We start from the raw sequence: 16,831 nt of genomic DNA, 5'->3' as shown, positions 1-16,831 counted from the left end.
CAGACGCGCGGCAGCCGGTTCGGGAAATGAAACGAGGGGGTGGGCTTCGCCCACCCCCTCGAGCGCCGAAGCGCGGGAATTACTCCGCTGCGGCGGTGACGATGTTGACGACCTTGCGGCCGCCCTTGGCGCCGAACTGGACCGCACCGGGAGCCAGAGCGAACAGCGTGTCGTCGCCACCACGGCCGACGTTGGCGCCGGGGTGGAAGTGCGTGCCGCGCTGACGGACGATGATCTCGCCGGCGAGGACGACCTGACCGCCGAAGCGCTTCACGCCGAGGCGCTGTGCGTTGGAGTCACGACCGTTACGGGTGGAGCTTGCGCCCTTTTTGTGTGCCATCTCTGCGTCTCCTGGCTCTTACTTGATGCCGGTGATCTTGACGCGCGTGAGGTCCTGGCGGTGGCCCTGGCGCTTCTTGTAGCCGGTCTTGTTCTTGAACTTCTGGATCACGATCTTCGGACCGCGCTCCTCGCCGAGCACCTCGGCCGTGACCGAGACCTTCGCGAGCTTGTCGGCGTCGGTCGTGACCGCGTCGCCGTCGACGAACAGGACGGCGGGCAGCTGGATGCTCTCGCCGATCTTCGCCTTCTGGCGGTCGAGCACGACGACCGTGCCGACCTGGACCTTCTCCTGGCGGCCGCCGGCGCGCACAACTGCGTAAACCACTTCACACCTGTTTCATTCGGGAGCGCGGGGCTCCGGTTGTCTGATGACGTTGGGAGGGTCTGATGACCCAAGTCTCGGTGCGATCCGGCCGACGAAAGTCAGCGGGGTCACGCTCCCGTAGGGCGGACGCGACGCACCAAGGGTCGAGTTTAGCTCACCGGGCAGCATCCGGCAAAAGCATCGGCCCGCGTGTCGACCGTAGGATCGCGGAATGGCGATCCTCATCGACGACCCGCAGTGGCCCGCGCACGGACGCCTGTGGGCGCACCTCGTGAGCGACAGCGATCTCGACGAACTTCACGCCTTCGCCGCAGCCGCCGGCATCCCCCGCCGCGCGTTCGATCTCGACCACTACGACGTGCCCGACGAGCGCCACGCCGCTCTGGTCGCCGCCGGTGCCGAGCACGTCGGCGGCAAGGAGCTCGTGCGGCGCCTGCGGGCCTCGGGCCTGCGCGTCACCGCGCGCGAGCGACGCTCCTGACACGCACGTGCCCGGCATCCCTCGCCATACCGACGCGGACGCGTGGGGACGCCCCGGCCGGCTGAGACGTGCGGAGGGGCCGCTCCCGGTCTGGCCGGCGGAGACGTGCGGAGGGGCCGCTCCCGGTCCGGCCGGCGGAGACGTGCGGAGGGGCCGCTCCGAGTCGCGCGCGAGCCCGGCTCGGCGACGAGGAGCAGCCCCTCACGTCCGTCGTCGTGCTCAGGACTCCGTCGTGGGCTGCGCGTTCACAGGGGTGCCGGTCAGGGCAGCCGTGGTCACGCGACGGCGCGAACGGCCCTGGCCCGGGGCCTTCGGCTCGGGCAGCGCCTCGAGCACCGACTCCAGCAGGGCGTCCTTCTCGGTGCGCGGCGTCTTGGGCTCGCGCTTCTTGCGCGGGCGCTTCTCGCGCGCCGGTGCCGGCGCGTCGGCTTCGACCTTCGCCTCGAGGACGGCTTCGACGGATGCCACGACCGCCGCCTCGACGACGGCGGGGTCGTCGACGGTGGGCTTGACGGTGGATGCCGCGATCTGGGCGAGCGCGGACTTCACGCCCTCGGTGATGACGTGCGTGCCGCCGTTCGCGGCCGCTGCCGCACCGTTGCCGGTGCTGTGACCGGTGTTCGATGCGGAAGAAGACGCGTTGTTCGACGAACCGGCGTTGCCTCCGCGTCCACGACGGTTCGAAGAACCGCCGTTCGCGTTGCCATTGCCGTTCGCGGTTCCCGACGGACGGTGCTTGACGACCGGGTCGTGGTGCACGACGACACCGCGACCGGCGCACACCTCGCACGCCTCGCTGAAGGTCTCGAGCAGACCGAGACCGAGCTTCTTGCGCGTCATCTGCACGAGGCCGAGCGAGGTGACCTCGGCGACCTGGTGCTTCGTGCGGTCCCGGCTGAGGCACTCGATGAGTCGGCGCAGCACGAGGTCGCGGTTGGACTCGAGCACCATGTCGATGAAGTCGACGACGATGATGCCGCCGATGTCACGCAGACGCAGCTGGCGCACGATCTCTTCGGCCGCCTCGAGGTTGTTCTTCGTGACGGTCTCTTCGAGGTTGCCGCCCGAGCCGACGAACTTGCCGGTGTTGACGTCGACGACCGTCATCGCCTCGGTGCGGTCGATGACGAGCGAGCCGCCGGAGGGCAGCCAGACCTTGCGGTCGAGGGCTTTCTCGATCTGCTCGGTGACGCGGAACGCGTCGAACGGGTCCTGCTCGCCGTCGTACTTCTCGACGCGCTCGAGCAGGTCGGGGGCCACGCCCTGCAGGTAGCTCGAGATCGTCTGCAGCGCTTCTTCGCCCTGGATGAGCATGCGCGTGAAGTCCTCGTTGAAGACGTCGCGCACGATCTTGACCAGCAGGTCGGGCTCGGAGTGCAGCAGGGCGGGCGCCTGGATGGTCTTGAGCTGGCTCGAGACGTGCTCCCACTGCGAGGTGAGGCGCTGCACGTCGAGGGTCAGCTGCTCCTCGGTGGCGCCCTCGGCGGCCGTGCGCACGATCACGCCGGACGACTCGGGAAGGACCTCTTTGAGGATCTTCTTCAGGCGGGCCCGCTCGGTGTCGGGGAGCTTGCGCGAGATGCCGTTCATCGTGCCGTTCGGCACGTAGACGAGGTAGCGGCCCGGCAGCGAGATCTGGCTGGTCAGGCGCGCGCCCTTGTGGCCCACCGGGTCTTTCGTCACCTGCACGAGCACACGGTCGCCCGACTTGAGGGCGAGCTCGATGCGGCGGGGCTGGTTGTTGGTCTCCACGCCCTCCCAGTCGACCTCGCCGGAGTACAGCACGGCGTTGCGTCCGCGACCGATGTCGACGAACGCGGCCTCCATGCTGGGCAGCACGTTCTGTACACGGCCGAGGTAGACGTTTCCGATGAGGGAGGCGTCCTGATTGCGGGCGACGTAGTGCTCCACGAGCACGTTGTCTTCGAGCACGGCGATCTGGATGCGACCGGCCTTGGAGCGGACGACCATGACGCGGTCGACCGCCTCGCGCCGGGCGAGGAACTCGGCCTCGGTCACGACGGGGCGGCGACGCCCGGCCTCGCGCCCGTCGCGGCGGCGCTGCTTCTTGGCCTCGAGACGGGTGGAGCCCTTGATGCGCTGCGGTTCGGTGATGACCTCGACGGCGCGCTGGCGGACGGGGGCGGCCGGGGGGTCGTTCTGCTCGACCGGGGCGGGTTCGGTGCCGCCACGGCGTCGGTTGCGGCGACGGGCGTTGGCGGACACGCGTTCGGCAGGGCCCTCGTCGTCGCGGTCGTCACGATCGTCGAAGTCGTCACTCAGCGCGAGCGGCGGCAGCGCGGGCGCGTAGAAGTGCAGCGCCGTGGACACGGCCGACACGAAGTTCTCGGGCAGCAGGCCGAGCGATACCGCGGTCGGGCGGGCGGGCTTCTCGGGTGCGGCCGCGGCTTCCGGCTCAGCCGCCTCGGGCTGGGGCTCCGGCTGGGCGGGAGCCTCGGGGGCGGCGTGGGTCTCGCCGACTGCGGGCGCTGCCGCCTCGGCCGTGGGCTCGGTGTCGCCCGGGGCCTCGGTCGCCGGGGACTCCGCCGAAGCAGGCTCATCGGCAGCGGGTGCCGCCGGAGCAGGCTCGTCGGCAGCGGGTGCCGCCGGAGCAGGCTCATCGGCAGCGGGTGCCGCGGGCGCGATGTCGTCGGGAGTGGCATCGGCGGTCTCGGTCACCGCGGTGTCGCTCTCCGCCGTGGCGCTCTCCACCGGATCAGCGGTCTGCGCATCGTCGGCCTCGAGCACAGCGGGGGCCCCGGTGTCTTCGGCGACGGCGTCCTCGGCATCCTGAACCGCCGCCGCCTCGTCTTCGTCGGCGGCCGCTCCGTCGATGTCGGCGGAGTCGGCCTGGGCCGAACTCTCGCCCCCGACGGCCGGAGCGTCGGGCGCATTCAGCGCGGACGTGTCGGCCGCGCTCTCGTCGGTGGGGGTCTGATCGTCTGTCACATCGGCCATGTCGGGGGTTCTCCCTGGCGGGCGACACCGCGCGTCGCCCGACGAAATCTCATGCAGCGCCGCACCCGGCGGGGCCGCGAACTCATTCGGTCTGCAGCAGGCCTGCGGCTCGTGCTGCGAAGGGCGGTCGTCGCCCGAAGTCTTCTGGGTGATGTTCCTGCGGCGCGGCCGCGGCACATCGGCCTTCATTATCGCACGGACCGGCGCCAGGGCCAGCGAACACGTCGGTTCGCCCTGCCCGGAATGCCGATCGTCCGCCGCGCGCACGCGCACGGGCATCTGGATGCCACGTCCTCAGCGCTCGGAAAAGTCGCGGTGGCAGGATTGTCGTATGAGCGAAACCGTCACCCCCCGACTCCCGGTCGTCGTCGCGACCTGGCTGATCTTCGCCGGCATCGTCGGCTGGTGGGCGGCCTTCTCGCTGACGATGGAGCGCTTCCACCAGCTCGAGAACCCGGGAGCCGCGGCATCCTGCGACATCAGCGTGCTCGTGCAGTGCTCGGCGAACCTGCAGTCGGCTCAGGGTGCGGTCTTCGGTTTCCCCAACCCCATCATCGGTCTGTCGGCCTGGATCGCCCCGATCGTCGTCGGCGTCGCGCTGCTGGCCGGAGCCCGGTTCGCCCGCTGGTTCTGGGCGCTGTTCTGGCTCGGGTTCGCCCTCGCGCTGACCTTCGTCATCTGGCTCATCGCGCAGAGCCTGTTCGTGCTCGCGACGCTGTGCCCGTGGTGCATGGTGACGTGGTCGGTCGTGATCCCGTCGTTCTTCGTCGTCACGCTGCACGTGCTGCGCGAGGGCGTCATCCCGGGGGCGCGGGTGCGTGAGGTCGCGGACCGGTTGATGGTGTGGGTGCCATTGATGACGCTGGCCGCCTTCGTCGTCGTCGCGGTGCTCGCGCAGGTGCGCCTGAACGTGCTCGCGCAGTTCTGACACGTGCGGGAGCGCGACGGAGCACCGGTGACCGGCGACTTCGACGGGCTCAGCCCGCTCGTCGAGAGGTCCCTGAGCCTGTCGAAGGGGCCGGGCGACGCGGAACGGACCCACCCGGCAGTTCGCGTCCGCACGATCACTCTGCCGCGCAGATCCTCAGCGATCAGCGCAACCTCAGTCCGAACGCACCGGATGCCGCTGACCCTACGCAGAGCACGGAGGCTGCGAACTGCCCGCATGCTGCGAAAGACGATGGCCGCCACCCGGTGAGGGTAGCGGCCACCATGGCATCCGGGATCAGGCGAACCAGATCGCGAGCTCGCGCTCGGCGGATTCGACGCTGTCGCTCCCGTGGACGAGGTTCTGCTGCACCTTCAGGCCCCAGTCGCGACCGAAGTCGCCGCGGATCGTGCCGGGGGCGGCGGTGGTGGGGTCGGTGGTGCCGGCGAGCGAGCGGAAGCCCTCGATCACGCGGTTGCCCGCGAGACGGATGGCCACGGACGGGCCCGAGAGCATGAACTCCAGCAGCGGCTCGTAGAAGGGCTTGCCCTCGTGCTCGGCGTAGTGCTGGGCGAGCGTCTCACGGTCGGGTTCGACGAGGCGGATGTCGACGAGCGCGTAGCCCTTCGCCTCGATGCGGGCGAGGATCGCGCCGGTGAGGCCGCGAGCGACGCCATCGGGCTTGACGAGGACGAGAGTCTCTTCGGTGGCCATGGGTCATTCTCCGTTCGAGAGGTCGGGGTCAGCGGCGCGCCGCGCATTCGCGCGATCGAGGGCCGCTCCCTTGATCGTCGCATACGCCCACATACCGCCGAAAATGAGCGCGACCACGGCGAGGGCGGGAACGAGGAATCCGCCGAGCAGGAGAAGCACCTGCAGCCCCCATCCGGCGAAGAGTGCCCAGCGGTGACGGAGCATCCCCGAGACGGCGACCATCGCGATCGCCATCACGACGCCGCCGACGATGCCCCACCACGGTTCGATCCCGAACGGCAGCACCCTGAGGCCGTAGACGACAAGGCCGCCGAGGAAGACGATGACCGACTCGAAGCCGAGCACGACGGCGCCGAGCGATTCTTGCGCACCGCGCTGACGGCGGGGGCGCGGAGCGCGGGGTTCGCGAGGACTCACGCCTGCCACCCCGACTTCCAGTCCTCCAGCGCCGACAGACGCAGGGCTTCGCCGGCCAGCACGACGGAGCCGGCGATGACGACGGCGCGGCGGTCCGACTCCACGGCCCACGCGCGCGCGGCGTCGGCGGCGTCTTCGAGGGTGGGGTGCACGGTGACGGGGAGATCGGCCGCCTCGGCGACGTCGGCGATCACGTCGGGGTCGGTCGCACGGTCGCTGTCGGGGGCGGTCGCGAACACGCGGGCCACGGCGGGCACGAGCGCCGACATGATGCCGACCGCATCCTTCCCGTCGAGGATGCCGACCACGGCGCCCCACTCGTCGATGTCGAACGCCTCGTCGAGGGCCGTGACCAGCGCCCGCGCCCCGTGCGGGTTGTGGGCCGCGTCGACGAGCACGGTCGGCGCGGTGCCGACGAGTTGCAGGCGGCCGGGCGAGGTGGCGTTGCCGAGACCGTCGGCGACCACCTCGCCGGCCAACGGCTGCGTACCCCCGCCGATGAGGGATTCGACCGCGGCCACCGCCAGCGCCGCGTTACGGCCCTGGTGCGCGCCGTACTGCGGCAGGTAGACCTCGGCGTACCTGCCGGCGACGCCGCGGATGGAGAGCTGCTGCCCGCCCACCGCGAGGGTCTGCTCCTCGAGCGCGAAACCGTCGCCGTCGACCGACACCGTCGCACCCTCTTTCTCGGCGCGCGCACGGATGACGCGGAGCGCCTCGTCGGGCTGCGCGGCCGACACGACCGCGGCGCCGGGCTTGATGATGCCGGCCTTGACGGTGGCGATCTCGGCGATCGTCGAGCCCAGCCGATCGACGTGGTCGATGTCGATGGGCGTGAACACGGCGACGTCGCCGTCGGCAGTGTTCGTGGAGTCCCACTCCCCGCCCATGCCGACCTCGAGCACGAGCACGTCGATCGGCGCGTCGGCCGCGACGACGAACGCGAGCACGGTGAGCAGCTCGAAGAACGTCAACGGGGCGTCTCCGGCCGCAGCGAGCTCGGCATCCACCATGTCCACGAACGGCTGGATCTCGTCCCACGCGTCGGCGATCGCGGCATCCGCCACGGGTTCTCCGTCGATGAGGATGCGCTCGGTGAAGCGTTCGAGGTGGGGGCTGGTGAACAGGCCCGTGCGAAGCCCCATGGCGCGCAGCAGGCTCTCGATCATGCGGCTGGTCGAGGTCTTGCCGTTCGTGCCGGTCACGTGGATCACGCGGTAGGTGCGCTGCGGGTCGGCGAGCAGCTCGAGCACGCGACGCGTGCGCTCGACGCGCGGCTGCACCCACTGCTCGCCCTGCCGCTCGAGCAGCGCGCTGTAGACGGCGTCGGCTCTGGTGCGGTCGCTCATGCGGGGGCTCCGATCCGCGCGACGGCGACCGTGACGGCGCCCACGTTCGCGTAGGTCTTCGCGGCGATGACGGTCTCGTACTCGGCCGGCGCGATCGCACCGCGTTCGACGAGACGGCCCTCGGGTCCGGCCAGCACGACGGCTTCGGAGAGGGTCTCGGATGCCACCCCAGCGACGTCGAAGGCCTGGGCGACCGCCTGGGCGTCGGCGTCCTCGACGAACGTCAGCGACAGGAAGATGCGATCGCTCACGTCGAAGCCGGCGGCCTTGCGGGTGTCCTGGATGCCGCGGATCATGTCGCGCGCCAGCCCCTCGGCCTCGAGCTCGGGGGTGGTGACGGTGTCGAGCAGCACGAAGCCGCCCGACGACAGCACGGCGAGAGCCTCGCCCTCGGGGCGACCGGCGGTCTCGACCACGAGGTCGTACTCAGCGGGTTCGAGGGGGATGCCACCGGCGACGACCTGTCCGTCGACCTCGCTCCAGTCGCCCTCACGGGCGGCCTTGATCGCCTGCTGCACCTGCTTGCCGAGGCGCGGACCCGCGGCGCGGGCGTTGACCGACAGGCGGTGGGTGATGCCGTACTCAGCCGCCGTGCCGTCCTGCAGGGCGACCTGCTCGACGCTCTTGACGTTGAGCTCCTCGCGGAGGATGTCGTCGAACTGCGCCAGGCCCGCGGCATCCGGGGTCACCACCGTCAGACGCGGCAGCGGCAGGCGCACGCGCTTGCCCTCGCGCTTACGCAGCGCGTTGGCGACGCTCGAGACCTCGCGGACGGTGTCCATCGCGGTGCGGATGTCTTCGGCCGCCGGGAACGCCGTGGCATCCGGCCAATCAGCGAGGTGGACGCTCCGACCGCCGGTGAGGCCCTGCCAGACGCGCTCGGTCACCAGCGGCAGCAGCGGGGCGGCGACGCGGGTGAGCGTCTCGAGCACCGTGTAGAGCGTGTCGAACGCCTCGCGGCTCGTGGGGTCGTCGGTCACACCCACCCAGAAGCGGTCGCGCGAGCGGCGGATGTACCAGTTCGTCAGCACCTCGACGAAGTCGCGCAGGCGCTCGGCGGCAGTCGTGGAGTCGAGGCCCTCGAGGTCGCCCGCGACACCCTCGATGAGGTCGCCCGTGAGCGCGAGGATGTAGCGGTCGAGCACATCGGTGGAGTCGGTGCGCCACTCGGCTTCGTAGCCCTCGGCACCGGATGCATTCGCGTAGGTCGCGAAGAAGTACCACGCGTTCCACAACGGAAGCAGGAACTCGCGCACGCCCGAGCGGATGCCCTCCTCGGTCACGACGAGGTTGCCGCCGCGCAGCACCGAGCTCGACATGAGGAACCACCGCATGGCATCCGAGCCGTCGCGATCGAAGACCTCGCGCACGTCGGGGTAGTTGCGCAGCGACTTCGACATCTTCTGCCCGTCGTTGCCGAGCACGATGCCGTGGCACGACACACCCGTGAAGGCGGGGCGGTCGAAGAGGGCGGTCGAGAGCACGTGCATGACGTAGAACCAGCCGCGCGTCTGCCCGATGTACTCCACGATGAAGTCGGCGGGGGCGTGCTCGTCGAACCACTCGTGGTTCTCGAACGGGTAGTGCACCTGCGCGAACGGCATGGATCCCGAGTCGAACCACACGTCGAGCACGTCCTCGATGCGGCGCATCGTCGACTTCCCCGTGGGGTCGTCGGGGTTCGGGCGCGTGAGGTCGTCGATGTAAGGACGGTGCAGGTCGACCTCGCCGTCGGCGTTCACGGGCAGGCGGCCGAAGTCGGCCTCCATGTCGGCGAGCGAGCCGTACACGTCGACGCGCGGGTAGTTCGCATCGTCGCTCTTCCACACCGGGATCGGCGAGCCCCAGTACCGGTTGCGGCTGATCGACCAGTCGCGCGCGCCCTCGAGCCACTTGCCGAACTGGCCCTCCTTGACGTTCTCGGGCACCCAGGTGATCTGCTGGTTGTTCGCCAGCAGGTCGTCCTTGATGTCGGTGACGCGGACGAACCAGCTCGACACGGCCTTGTAGATGAGGGGGTTCCGGCAGCGCCAGCAATGCGGGTACGAGTGCTCGTACGACGCCTCGCGCAACAGGCGGCCGGCCTGCGTGAGCAGGCGGATGAGCGGGCGGTTCGCCTCGAACCAGAGTTCCCCCGCCACGTCGGTGACCGCCGAGAGGAACCGGCCGCCGTCGTCGAGCGAGATGATCGTGGGCAGGCCCGCGGCATCCGCGAGACGCTTGTCGTCCTCACCGTAGGCCGGTGCCTGGTGCACGATGCCGGTGCCGTCCGACACGGTGACGTAGTCGTCGACGAGGATCTTCCAGGCGTTCTGCGTGCCCCAGATCTCGGCGTCGGCGTAGTAGTCGAAGAGGCGGTCGTAGGACACGCCCTCGAGTTCGGCGCCCGAGATGGTCGTCTCCACGGCCGCGCGGGCGGCATCCGGGCTCTCGTATCCGAGGTCTTTCGCGTAGTTCGGCAGCAGGTCCTCGGCCAGCAGATACCGGTGCGCGACGGCCTCGAAAGCCTCGTCGGCCGCGCCGTCGGGTGCGCGGTGCACGTCGGCGGCGCCGTTCGGGCCGCCCTCGATCACGGCGTACCGGATGCCGGGACCCACCGCGAGCGCGAGGTTGGTCGGGAGGGTCCACGGCGTCGTCGTCCACGCGAGGGCGCGCACACCGGTGAGGCCGAGCGCCTCGGCCTTGGCACCGACGAGCGGGAAGGTGACGGTGACCGAGGGGTCCTGACGCATCTTGTAGACGTCGTCGTCCATGCGCAGCTCATGCGTCGACAGGGGCGTCTCGTCGCGCCAGCAGTACGGCAGCACGCGGTAACCCTCGTAGGCGAGGCCCTTGTCGTGCAGGGTCTTGAAGGCCCAGAGCACGCTCTCCATGTAGGTCGTGTCGAGCGTTTTGTAACCGCGGTCGAAATCGACCCAGCGCGCCTGGCGGGTGACGTAGTCCTGCCACTCGCGCGTGTACTCGAGCACCGACTCGCGGGCCTTGGCGTTGAAGGTCGCCACGCCCATGCGCTCGATCTCGTCCTTCTCGGTGATCCCGAGCTGCTTCATCGCCTCGAGCTCGGCCGGGAGGCCGTGGGTGTCCCACCCGAAGACGCGGTCGACCTTCTTGCCGCGCATCGTCTGGAAGCGCGGGAAGACGTCCTTCGCGTAGCCGGTGAGCAGGTGCCCGTAGTGCGGCAGCCCGTTGGCGAAGGGCGGACCGTCGTAGAACACCCACTCCTCGGCGCCCTCGCGGTTCGCGATCGATGCGCGGAAGGTGTCGTCGGCCTTCCAGAACGCCAGCGTGTCGTCCTCGATGGCCGGGAACCGGGGGCTCGGGACGACGGATGCCGGGGCCTGCCCGGGCGCCGGGGTCGCGGCAGCCGGGGCCGACGTATCCGGGGTCGCGGTACCGCGGGTGGCGGCATCCGAGGTCGAGGCCGTGCCGGTCGCTGCCGGGTCGGCGGCGGGGCCGAAGGATGAGGGGCGTGGGTAGGTCATGTCACTCCGCGGGTCGAGGTCTACTCGCCGGGACGATCCGTGCGGACCGCGGTACCACCCTGCATTGCGCACCCTCGCGGGTACGCCGCTCTCACTGCGGCTGTGACGGGCCTGCCCCGCGCGGTTCTACTCCGGGTCTGGACCCGTTTCTTCCGCGAGCTCCCCGGTGATGGCCGGATCGGTGCTGATGGACCGAGTCTACGCGCTCGCCGCGTTCGGCGCGGCGGCTCTGTGCACGTAGGACACCCCGCCGGTCGCGCGATGCCGCCGAAGATCGTCGAGTGTCCACAACACGCCGCTCACGCCCGGCGGATACGGCGCGTCGTGGACGCTCAACGCCTGGTCCGGCCCGCTCCCGTGAGTGTCCAGAACACGCCGCCCGGCCCCGGTGGATACGGCATGTCATGGACACTCAGCACCGCGTGCGGCCCGCTCGCGCGAGTGTCCACAACACGCCGCTCACGCCCGGCGGATGCGGCGCGTCGTGGACACTCAACGCCTGGTCCGGCCCGCTCCCGTGAGTGTCCAGGACACGCCGCCCGGCCCCGGTGGATACGGCATGTCGTGGACACTCGACTCGGCCGGTAGCCGCGCGGGCTCACGCACCGGGCGCGCGGAGGCCGGCGGCGGCCAGCAACTCCCGTGTGAACGGGTGCCCGGGAGCGGCGAACACGCGTGACACAGCGCCCGAATCCACGACCCGGCCGTCTTTCATCACGATCACGTCATCGGCGACCGCCGCCACCACGTCGAGGTCATGGGTGACGAAGACCATCGCCAGTTCCCGCTCGCGCTGCAGGTCGAGCAGCCGCTCGAGGATCCGCGCCCGCACCGTCGCGTCGAGCGCCGAGACGGGTTCGTCGAGCACGAGCAGATCGGGCGACGCGGCCAGGGCCCGGGCGATCGCGACGCGCTGACGCTGACCGCCCGACAGCTGCGCCGGTCGGCGAGCGACGAATGCCGTCGACAGCCCGACCTCCTCGAGCAGGGTGGCCACGGTCGATCCTCGCGCGGAGCGCGCGACACCCGCGGCGGCGACCGCCTCGGTGAGCGTGCGGCCCACGTTCCACCGCGGGTCGAGCGCTCCCCACGGGTTCTGCTGCACCAGCTGCACGCGCCGCCGGTCCGCTCCGCGCGCGACCGCGCGCCCCCACGGCCGTCCATCGAAGACGAGCTCCCCGGCATCCGCGGCGGAGACACCCACCACGATGCGCGCCAGCGTCGTCTTCCCCGACCCCGACTCCCCCACGACCGCGAGCGTGCGGCCGCGCCGCACCTCGAACGAGACGTCGTCGACAGCGACCCGCTCACCGAACCGCTTCGTCACGCGGTCGGCCGTGAAAATCGGCGCGTCCGACCGCAGCTCGCGCTCCAGCGGCTCGTGCGACACCGCGGCCACGAGCTCCTTCGTGACGGAATGGCGAGGGGATGCCAGCACGTCGGCCGTGGCGCCCGTCTCCACGACGCGTCCCTCGTGCATCACCACGACGCGGTCGGCCACCCGAGCGACGGCACCGAGGTCGTGACTGATGAAGACCACGGCGACGCCGTCGTCGGTGATCCGCCGGAGGAGGTCGAGGACGCGCGCCTGCACGGTGGCATCCAGGGCCGTCGTCGGTTCGTCGGCGACGAGCACAGCCGGATGCGCTGCCAGAGCGGAGGCGATGAGCGCGCGCTGGCGCAGACCGCCCGACAACTCGTGCGGGTACTGGCGTGCGCGCAGGTCGGGCTCGGGCAGCGAGACACGTTCCAGGGTGGCGCGTACACGATCGGCGAGGGTGCGGCCGCGCACGGACGGCTCATGGATGCGGACGGGCTCGGCGACCTCCGCCCCGATCCGTCGCAGCGGGTCGAGCGAGACCAGCGCGTCCTGCGACACGAGCGCGATGCGGTTTCCGCGCAGCGCCCGCCACTGCCGTTCGGTGAGAGACCCCGCGTCGACCCCGTCGACCTCGAGCGATTCAACCGACCACGACAGCTCGTCCGGCACGATACCGAGCAGCGCCCGGGCGCTGAGCGACTTGCCCGCGCCCGACTCCCCCACGACCGCAACGCACTCCCCGGGTGCCACGTCGAGGTCGAGCCCGTCGACGATCGAGCCGTCGGGCCCGTCGATGCGCAGGCGGCGCAGATGCACCCCGTCCGCGAGCCGCCCCCCGGAGTCCGGTTTCCTCGAGCCCGGCGCTCGGCGCGCGCCCGGCATCCCGGGCTCCCGCCCGCTCACGCCCCGCGCTCCTCGGCGCGCGCCCGCAGGGTCCGGCCGACGACGCTCACGCTGACCACCGTCGCGGTGATCGCCAGACCCGGGAAGACCGCGACCCACGGCGCCTGCAACAGCAGGTTGCGCCCGGCCGACAGCATGAGACCCCACTCGGGTGTGGGCTCGGTCGGACCGAGGCCGAGGAAGCTCAGACCCGCGGCCGCCAGGATCGAGGTGCCGACACCGATCGTCGCGAGCACACTCACCGCGCCGAGCACGCCGGGCAGCACGTGGCGCACGTGCACGAACACGGCGGGCACTCCACTGATGCGTGCCGCCTCGACGTACTCGGCGGTGGCGAGGGTGCGCGTCTGTGCGCGCGCGAGACGGATGTAGACGGGCACGGCCGCGATGGTGACCGCGAGGGCGACGTTCGCCGGCCCGGGTCCCAACACCGCCACCACCAGCAGCGCCACGAGGAACTCCGGGAACGCCAGAAGCACGTCGACGATGCGCATCGCGACCGTGTCGACAGGGCGCGGTGCGACCGCGGCGAGCGAGCCCGCGATGACGCCGATCACCAGCGCGAGCCCCGTGGCCAGCAGGCCGATGCCGACCGAGCGCCCGGCACCGAAGACGACGCGCGAGTAGACGTCGCGGCCGCTCTGATCGGTGCCGAACCAGTGCGCGGGACTCGGCGGCTGGAGCGCCGCGCGCACGTCGGTGAGCAGCGGATCGTGGGTGGCCAGAAGAGCCGGAGCCACCGCCGCCAGAGCGATGACGGCCAGGACGACGCCCGCGAGCGAGAGGGCGACGGTGCGGCCGGGGCGGAGCCGCGCGCGGGCGGTGGTTGCGCTCACGAGGCGACCGCCGGGCGAACGTCGACGCCGGTATCGCCGGTCCGACCCCGGGCGAGGCCCACGACAGCGCTCATGAGGGCACCGCCGTGCGGATGTCCAGCGCCGTGGTCGCCGCGCGCAGACGCGGGTCGATGAGCGGCACGACGATGTCGACCACGGTGTTCACGACGACGAATACCAGCGCACTCAACAGGATCACACCGGTGATCACGGGCAGGTCGCGGTCGGTGATGGCCGTCAGCGTCACGCGCCCGATTCCCGGCCGTGCGAACACCGTCTCCACGAGCACCGCCCCACCGAGCAGCGAACCGACGAGGTAGGCGGCGAGTGTCAGACCGCCCACGCTCGCATGTCTCAATGTGTGGTGGACGCTCTCGCGGAGCCGCGTCGCCCCCCGCGCGCGCACGCTCAACAGGAACGGCTCCCGCTCGGCCGCCTCCACCCCGTCGCGCAGCACCTGCGACAGCAGAGCCGCGACCGGTAGCGCGAGGGTGACCGCCGGCAGCACGATCGCCGCGGCATCCCTCGCCCCCGACACCGGAAACCACCCGAGCTGGAACGAGAACACGCTCAACAGCACCAGGCCCGTCCAGAACACCGGCGACGAGAGTATGACGAGCTCGATCCCGGATGCCACGGCTCGGCCCGTCCGCCCGCGCACGAGCAGGGCGGATGCCAGAACCAGCACCACCGCGATGACCAGGGCGAGCGTCGAGAGCTGCAGGGTCGGACCGAGCTGCCGACCGATGACCTCACCCACCGGGAGGCGCAGTTGGTACGACTCCCCGAGGTCACCGCGGAGCAGCCGGCCCACGAACGCGCCGTACTGCTCGAAGACCGGTCGGTCCAGCCCCAGGTCGGCGCGGATCGCGTCCTTGACCGCGTCGCTCACCTGCGCCTGCGGCCCGAGCATCACCTCGACGGGGTCACCCGGGATGATGCGGAACGCCACGAACGCCAGCGTCGCCGCCCCCCACAGGACGAGGACGACGGATGCCACGACCCCGCCGAGGCGCGTCAGCAGCGCGCGCGGGCGAGAGCGTGGCATCCGAGGGTCGGGGTCTCAGCCGACCGACGCGGTGGCGAAGAGCGGACGACCGTAGAGGTCGAACGTCAGGCCGCTCACGTCAGGGCGCACGGCGCTGATCAGCGCGGGGCTGTACAGCGGCACGATGGCGGCATGCTCGGCGTTCCACTGCTGCACCTGGGCGTACACGGCGTTGCGGGCCGCGGCGTCGGTGGTCGAGGCACCCTGCTCCAACAGCGCGTCGAGGGAGGGATCGCTCACCTGCGAGGCGTTCTGGAACCCGTCGGTCGCGAGGTGGCTCTGCAGCAGATCGGCGTCGACGCCCGAGAAGCCCCAGTCGGTGACGTCGAACGTCTTCGGGCCGTACTGCTCGTTGTACGCGCCGGGCTCGAGCACCTCGCGCTGCAGATCGAAACCCACCGCTTTGAGGTCGCTCTGCGCGGCGTTCGCGAGCGCCGCGCGGTCGTCGGGAACCGGGGTCCACGCGATCCAGCGGGCCGTGAGGCGCTGGCCGTCCTTGGTGCGGATGCCGTCGGCATCCCGGCCCGTCCAACCCGCCTCGTCGAGCAGGGCGTTCGCCGCCGACTGGTCGAAGGGCCACGAGTTCTCGAGGCTCGCGTCGTAGCCGGGGGTGGTGGAGCCGAGGATGCTCCATGCGCGCGGGTACTGACCGAAGAAGATCTCCTGCACGGCGGTGTCGACGTCGATCGCGCGCGTGAAGGCCTGACGCACCTTCTGGTCGGCGAAGACGCCGTACTTCTCGTTGAGGAAGAGCGAGTAGGGCAGACCCGGGTACTCGAGCGACTCGACGGTGTCGTCGGCGGGAACCTGGCTGACGAGGTTCGGCGGCAGGTTCGTCACGACATCGGCCTGGCCGCTGGAAAGGGCGCCGACGCGCACCGAGGCCTCGGGCAGGATGTCGACGCGCAGCGTCTCGAAACTCGGCGCCCCGGTGCCGTCGGGGCCCCAGGTGTAGTCGTCGTTGCGGGTGTAGACGATGTCCTGGTCGGGCGTGTATTCGGTCAGCTCGAACGGGCCGGTTCCCACCGTGACGCCGGGGCCGCCGGCCTTGAGCTGGTCGGCCTTGGTCTCGAGCACTGCCGGGGAGTAGAACCCGAGCAGCGACGTGCTGGCGGCCTGAAGGAACGGTGCGTAGGGCTGCGAGAAGCGCACGCGCACGGTGTGGTCGTCAACCACGTCGGTGCCGCCGTACAGGTCGCCTCCGAGCATGGATGCCGCCTGCGCCGACGCCGTCTCGGGATCGACGATGCGGTCGAAGTTCGCCTTCACGGCCGCCGCGTCGAAGGGCGTGCCGTCGTGGAAGGTCACGTCGTCGCGGAGCTGGAAGACGTAGCTCGCACCGCCGTCTTCGACTTCCCACGAGGTCGCGAGCCACGGCGAGAACGAGCCGTCGGCCTCCTGGTAGACCAGCGAGTCGAGCACGGCGCGCTGCACCATGGCCGACACATCGAGCTGGCTGGTCTGCGGGTCCATGTGCCCGGCCGAGAGGTTGGCGCCCTCGATCGCCCAGACGATCTCGCCGTCACCGGAGGCCTCGGGGTCGGACCCCGCGCACGCGGAGAGGGACAGGGCGGCGACAGCAGCGACGGCGACCGCCGTCAGCGCGCGGCGGGTGTGCACAGAAGGCATGGAGAGACCTCGGAAATCTCGATGGGGAACCTCCAGCCTACCCGCGTTCCTGGACCCGGTGCGGAAACCCCGGCCCCCGCGCGCTCGCCCGCGGCGAA

General features: G+C 70.9%; 13 protein-coding genes. 2 read left to right on the top strand and 11 right to left on the bottom strand.

The features are described 5' to 3' along the window. Positions 1-79 precede the first annotated feature (79 nt). Complete coding sequence (gene rpmA / locus ASF76_RS05810; protein WP_055836932.1) at positions 80-340, bottom strand: 50S ribosomal protein L27; 261 nt, start codon at positions 338-340, stop codon at positions 80-82. Positions 341-358: 18 nt separating this feature from the next. Beyond that, entirely contained in the window at positions 359-667 is a 309-nt protein-coding gene (rplU, locus tag ASF76_RS05805; protein WP_055836929.1) for a 50S ribosomal protein L21, read from the bottom strand. 211 nt (positions 668-878) lie between these two features. On the opposite strand from rplU, the gene ASF76_RS05800 reads away from it, so the two are divergent. Beyond that, positions 879-1,148: a DUF4031 domain-containing protein gene (locus ASF76_RS05800; RefSeq protein ID WP_055954343.1), complete on the top strand. Its 270-nt coding sequence runs from the start codon at positions 879-881 to the stop codon at positions 1,146-1,148. 219 nt (positions 1,149-1,367) lie between these two features. On the opposite strand, the gene ASF76_RS05795 is transcribed toward ASF76_RS05800, so the two are convergent. After that, positions 1,368-4,106, bottom strand: a complete 2,739-nt coding sequence (locus tag ASF76_RS05795; protein ID WP_055954341.1) for an Rne/Rng family ribonuclease — start codon at positions 4,104-4,106, stop codon at positions 1,368-1,370. A 331-nt stretch (positions 4,107-4,437) separates the two neighbouring features. Between ASF76_RS05795 and ASF76_RS05790 the strand changes: the two genes are divergently transcribed. Then, positions 4,438-5,034 carry a vitamin K epoxide reductase family protein gene (locus tag ASF76_RS05790; RefSeq protein ID WP_055954338.1) on the top strand — a complete coding sequence of 199 codons (597 nt, stop codon included), beginning with the start codon at positions 4,438-4,440 and terminating at the stop codon, positions 5,032-5,034. A 297-nt stretch (positions 5,035-5,331) separates the two neighbouring features. Here ASF76_RS05790 and ndk read toward each other — a convergent pair whose 3' ends face one another. The 8 genes from ndk to ASF76_RS05750 form a co-directional block, all read right to left on the bottom strand. Continuing rightward, positions 5,332-5,748 carry a nucleoside-diphosphate kinase gene (ndk, locus tag ASF76_RS05785; RefSeq protein ID WP_055954335.1) on the bottom strand — a complete coding sequence of 139 codons (417 nt, stop codon included), beginning with the start codon at positions 5,746-5,748 and terminating at the stop codon, positions 5,332-5,334. A gap of 3 nt (positions 5,749-5,751) precedes the next feature. Then, on the bottom strand, positions 5,752-6,165 hold the full coding sequence (locus tag ASF76_RS05780; RefSeq protein WP_235561245.1) for a DUF4233 domain-containing protein: 414 nt from the start codon (positions 6,163-6,165) through the stop codon (positions 5,752-5,754). Further along, a complete protein-coding gene (locus ASF76_RS05775; protein WP_055954329.1) occupies positions 6,162-7,514 on the bottom strand; it encodes a bifunctional folylpolyglutamate synthase/dihydrofolate synthase in 1,353 nt (450 codons plus the stop codon). Before ASF76_RS05775 ends, ASF76_RS05780 begins: the two co-directional genes overlap by 4 nt. Then, the gene (gene ileS, locus ASF76_RS05770; protein WP_055954327.1) at positions 7,511-10,996 is read right to left on the bottom strand and encodes an isoleucine--tRNA ligase; all 3,486 of its coding nucleotides are present in this window, start codon (positions 10,994-10,996) and stop codon (positions 7,511-7,513) included. Before ileS ends, ASF76_RS05775 begins: the two co-directional genes overlap by 4 nt. 598 nt (positions 10,997-11,594) lie before the next feature. Then, positions 11,595-13,133, bottom strand: a complete 1,539-nt coding sequence (locus ASF76_RS05765) for a dipeptide ABC transporter ATP-binding protein (protein ID WP_235561244.1) — start codon at positions 13,131-13,133, stop codon at positions 11,595-11,597. A gap of 83 nt (positions 13,134-13,216) precedes the next feature. After that, positions 13,217-14,056, bottom strand: coding sequence for an ABC transporter permease (locus tag ASF76_RS05760; protein ID WP_055954321.1), 840 nt, complete (start codon positions 14,054-14,056; stop codon positions 13,217-13,219). 70 nt (positions 14,057-14,126) lie between these two features. Next, positions 14,127-15,104: an ABC transporter permease gene (locus ASF76_RS05755; RefSeq protein WP_055954318.1), complete on the bottom strand. Its 978-nt coding sequence runs from the start codon at positions 15,102-15,104 to the stop codon at positions 14,127-14,129. A gap of 15 nt (positions 15,105-15,119) precedes the next feature. Beyond that, positions 15,120-16,733, bottom strand: coding sequence for an ABC transporter substrate-binding protein (locus tag ASF76_RS05750; protein WP_055954314.1), 1,614 nt, complete (start codon positions 16,731-16,733; stop codon positions 15,120-15,122). Positions 16,734-16,831: the final 98 nt, after the last annotated feature.

This window comes from Microbacterium sp. Leaf151 (assembly GCF_001424225.1).
Taxonomy (GTDB): domain Bacteria; phylum Actinomycetota; class Actinomycetes; order Actinomycetales; family Microbacteriaceae; genus Microbacterium.
This window is presented reverse-complemented; position numbering and strand designations above follow the sequence as displayed.

What these genes read in the sequence shown, in the direction of transcription:
- rpmA (WP_055836932.1), bottom strand. Translation starts at nt 340, where the DNA reads ATGGCACACAAAAAGGGCGCAAGCTCCACCCGTAACGGTCGTGACTCC.
- ASF76_RS05800 (WP_055954343.1), top strand. Translation starts at nt 879, where the DNA reads ATGGCGATCCTCATCGACGACCCGCAGTGGCCCGCGCACGGACGCCTG.
- ASF76_RS05795 (WP_055954341.1), bottom strand. Translation starts at nt 4,106, where the DNA reads ATGGCCGATGTGACAGACGATCAGACCCCCACCGACGAGAGCGCGGCC.
- ASF76_RS05790 (WP_055954338.1), top strand. Translation starts at nt 4,438, where the DNA reads ATGAGCGAAACCGTCACCCCCCGACTCCCGGTCGTCGTCGCGACCTGG.
- ndk (WP_055954335.1), bottom strand. Translation starts at nt 5,748, where the DNA reads ATGGCCACCGAAGAGACTCTCGTCCTCGTCAAGCCCGATGGCGTCGCT.
- ASF76_RS05775 (WP_055954329.1), bottom strand. Translation starts at nt 7,514, where the DNA reads ATGAGCGACCGCACCAGAGCCGACGCCGTCTACAGCGCGCTGCTCGAG.
- ileS (WP_055954327.1), bottom strand. Translation starts at nt 10,996, where the DNA reads ATGACCTACCCACGCCCCTCATCCTTCGGCCCCGCCGCCGACCCGGCA.
- ASF76_RS05755 (WP_055954318.1), bottom strand. Translation starts at nt 15,104, where the DNA reads ATGCCACGCTCTCGCCCGCGCGCGCTGCTGACGCGCCTCGGCGGGGTC.
- ASF76_RS05750 (WP_055954314.1), bottom strand. Translation starts at nt 16,733, where the DNA reads ATGCCTTCTGTGCACACCCGCCGCGCGCTGACGGCGGTCGCCGTCGCT.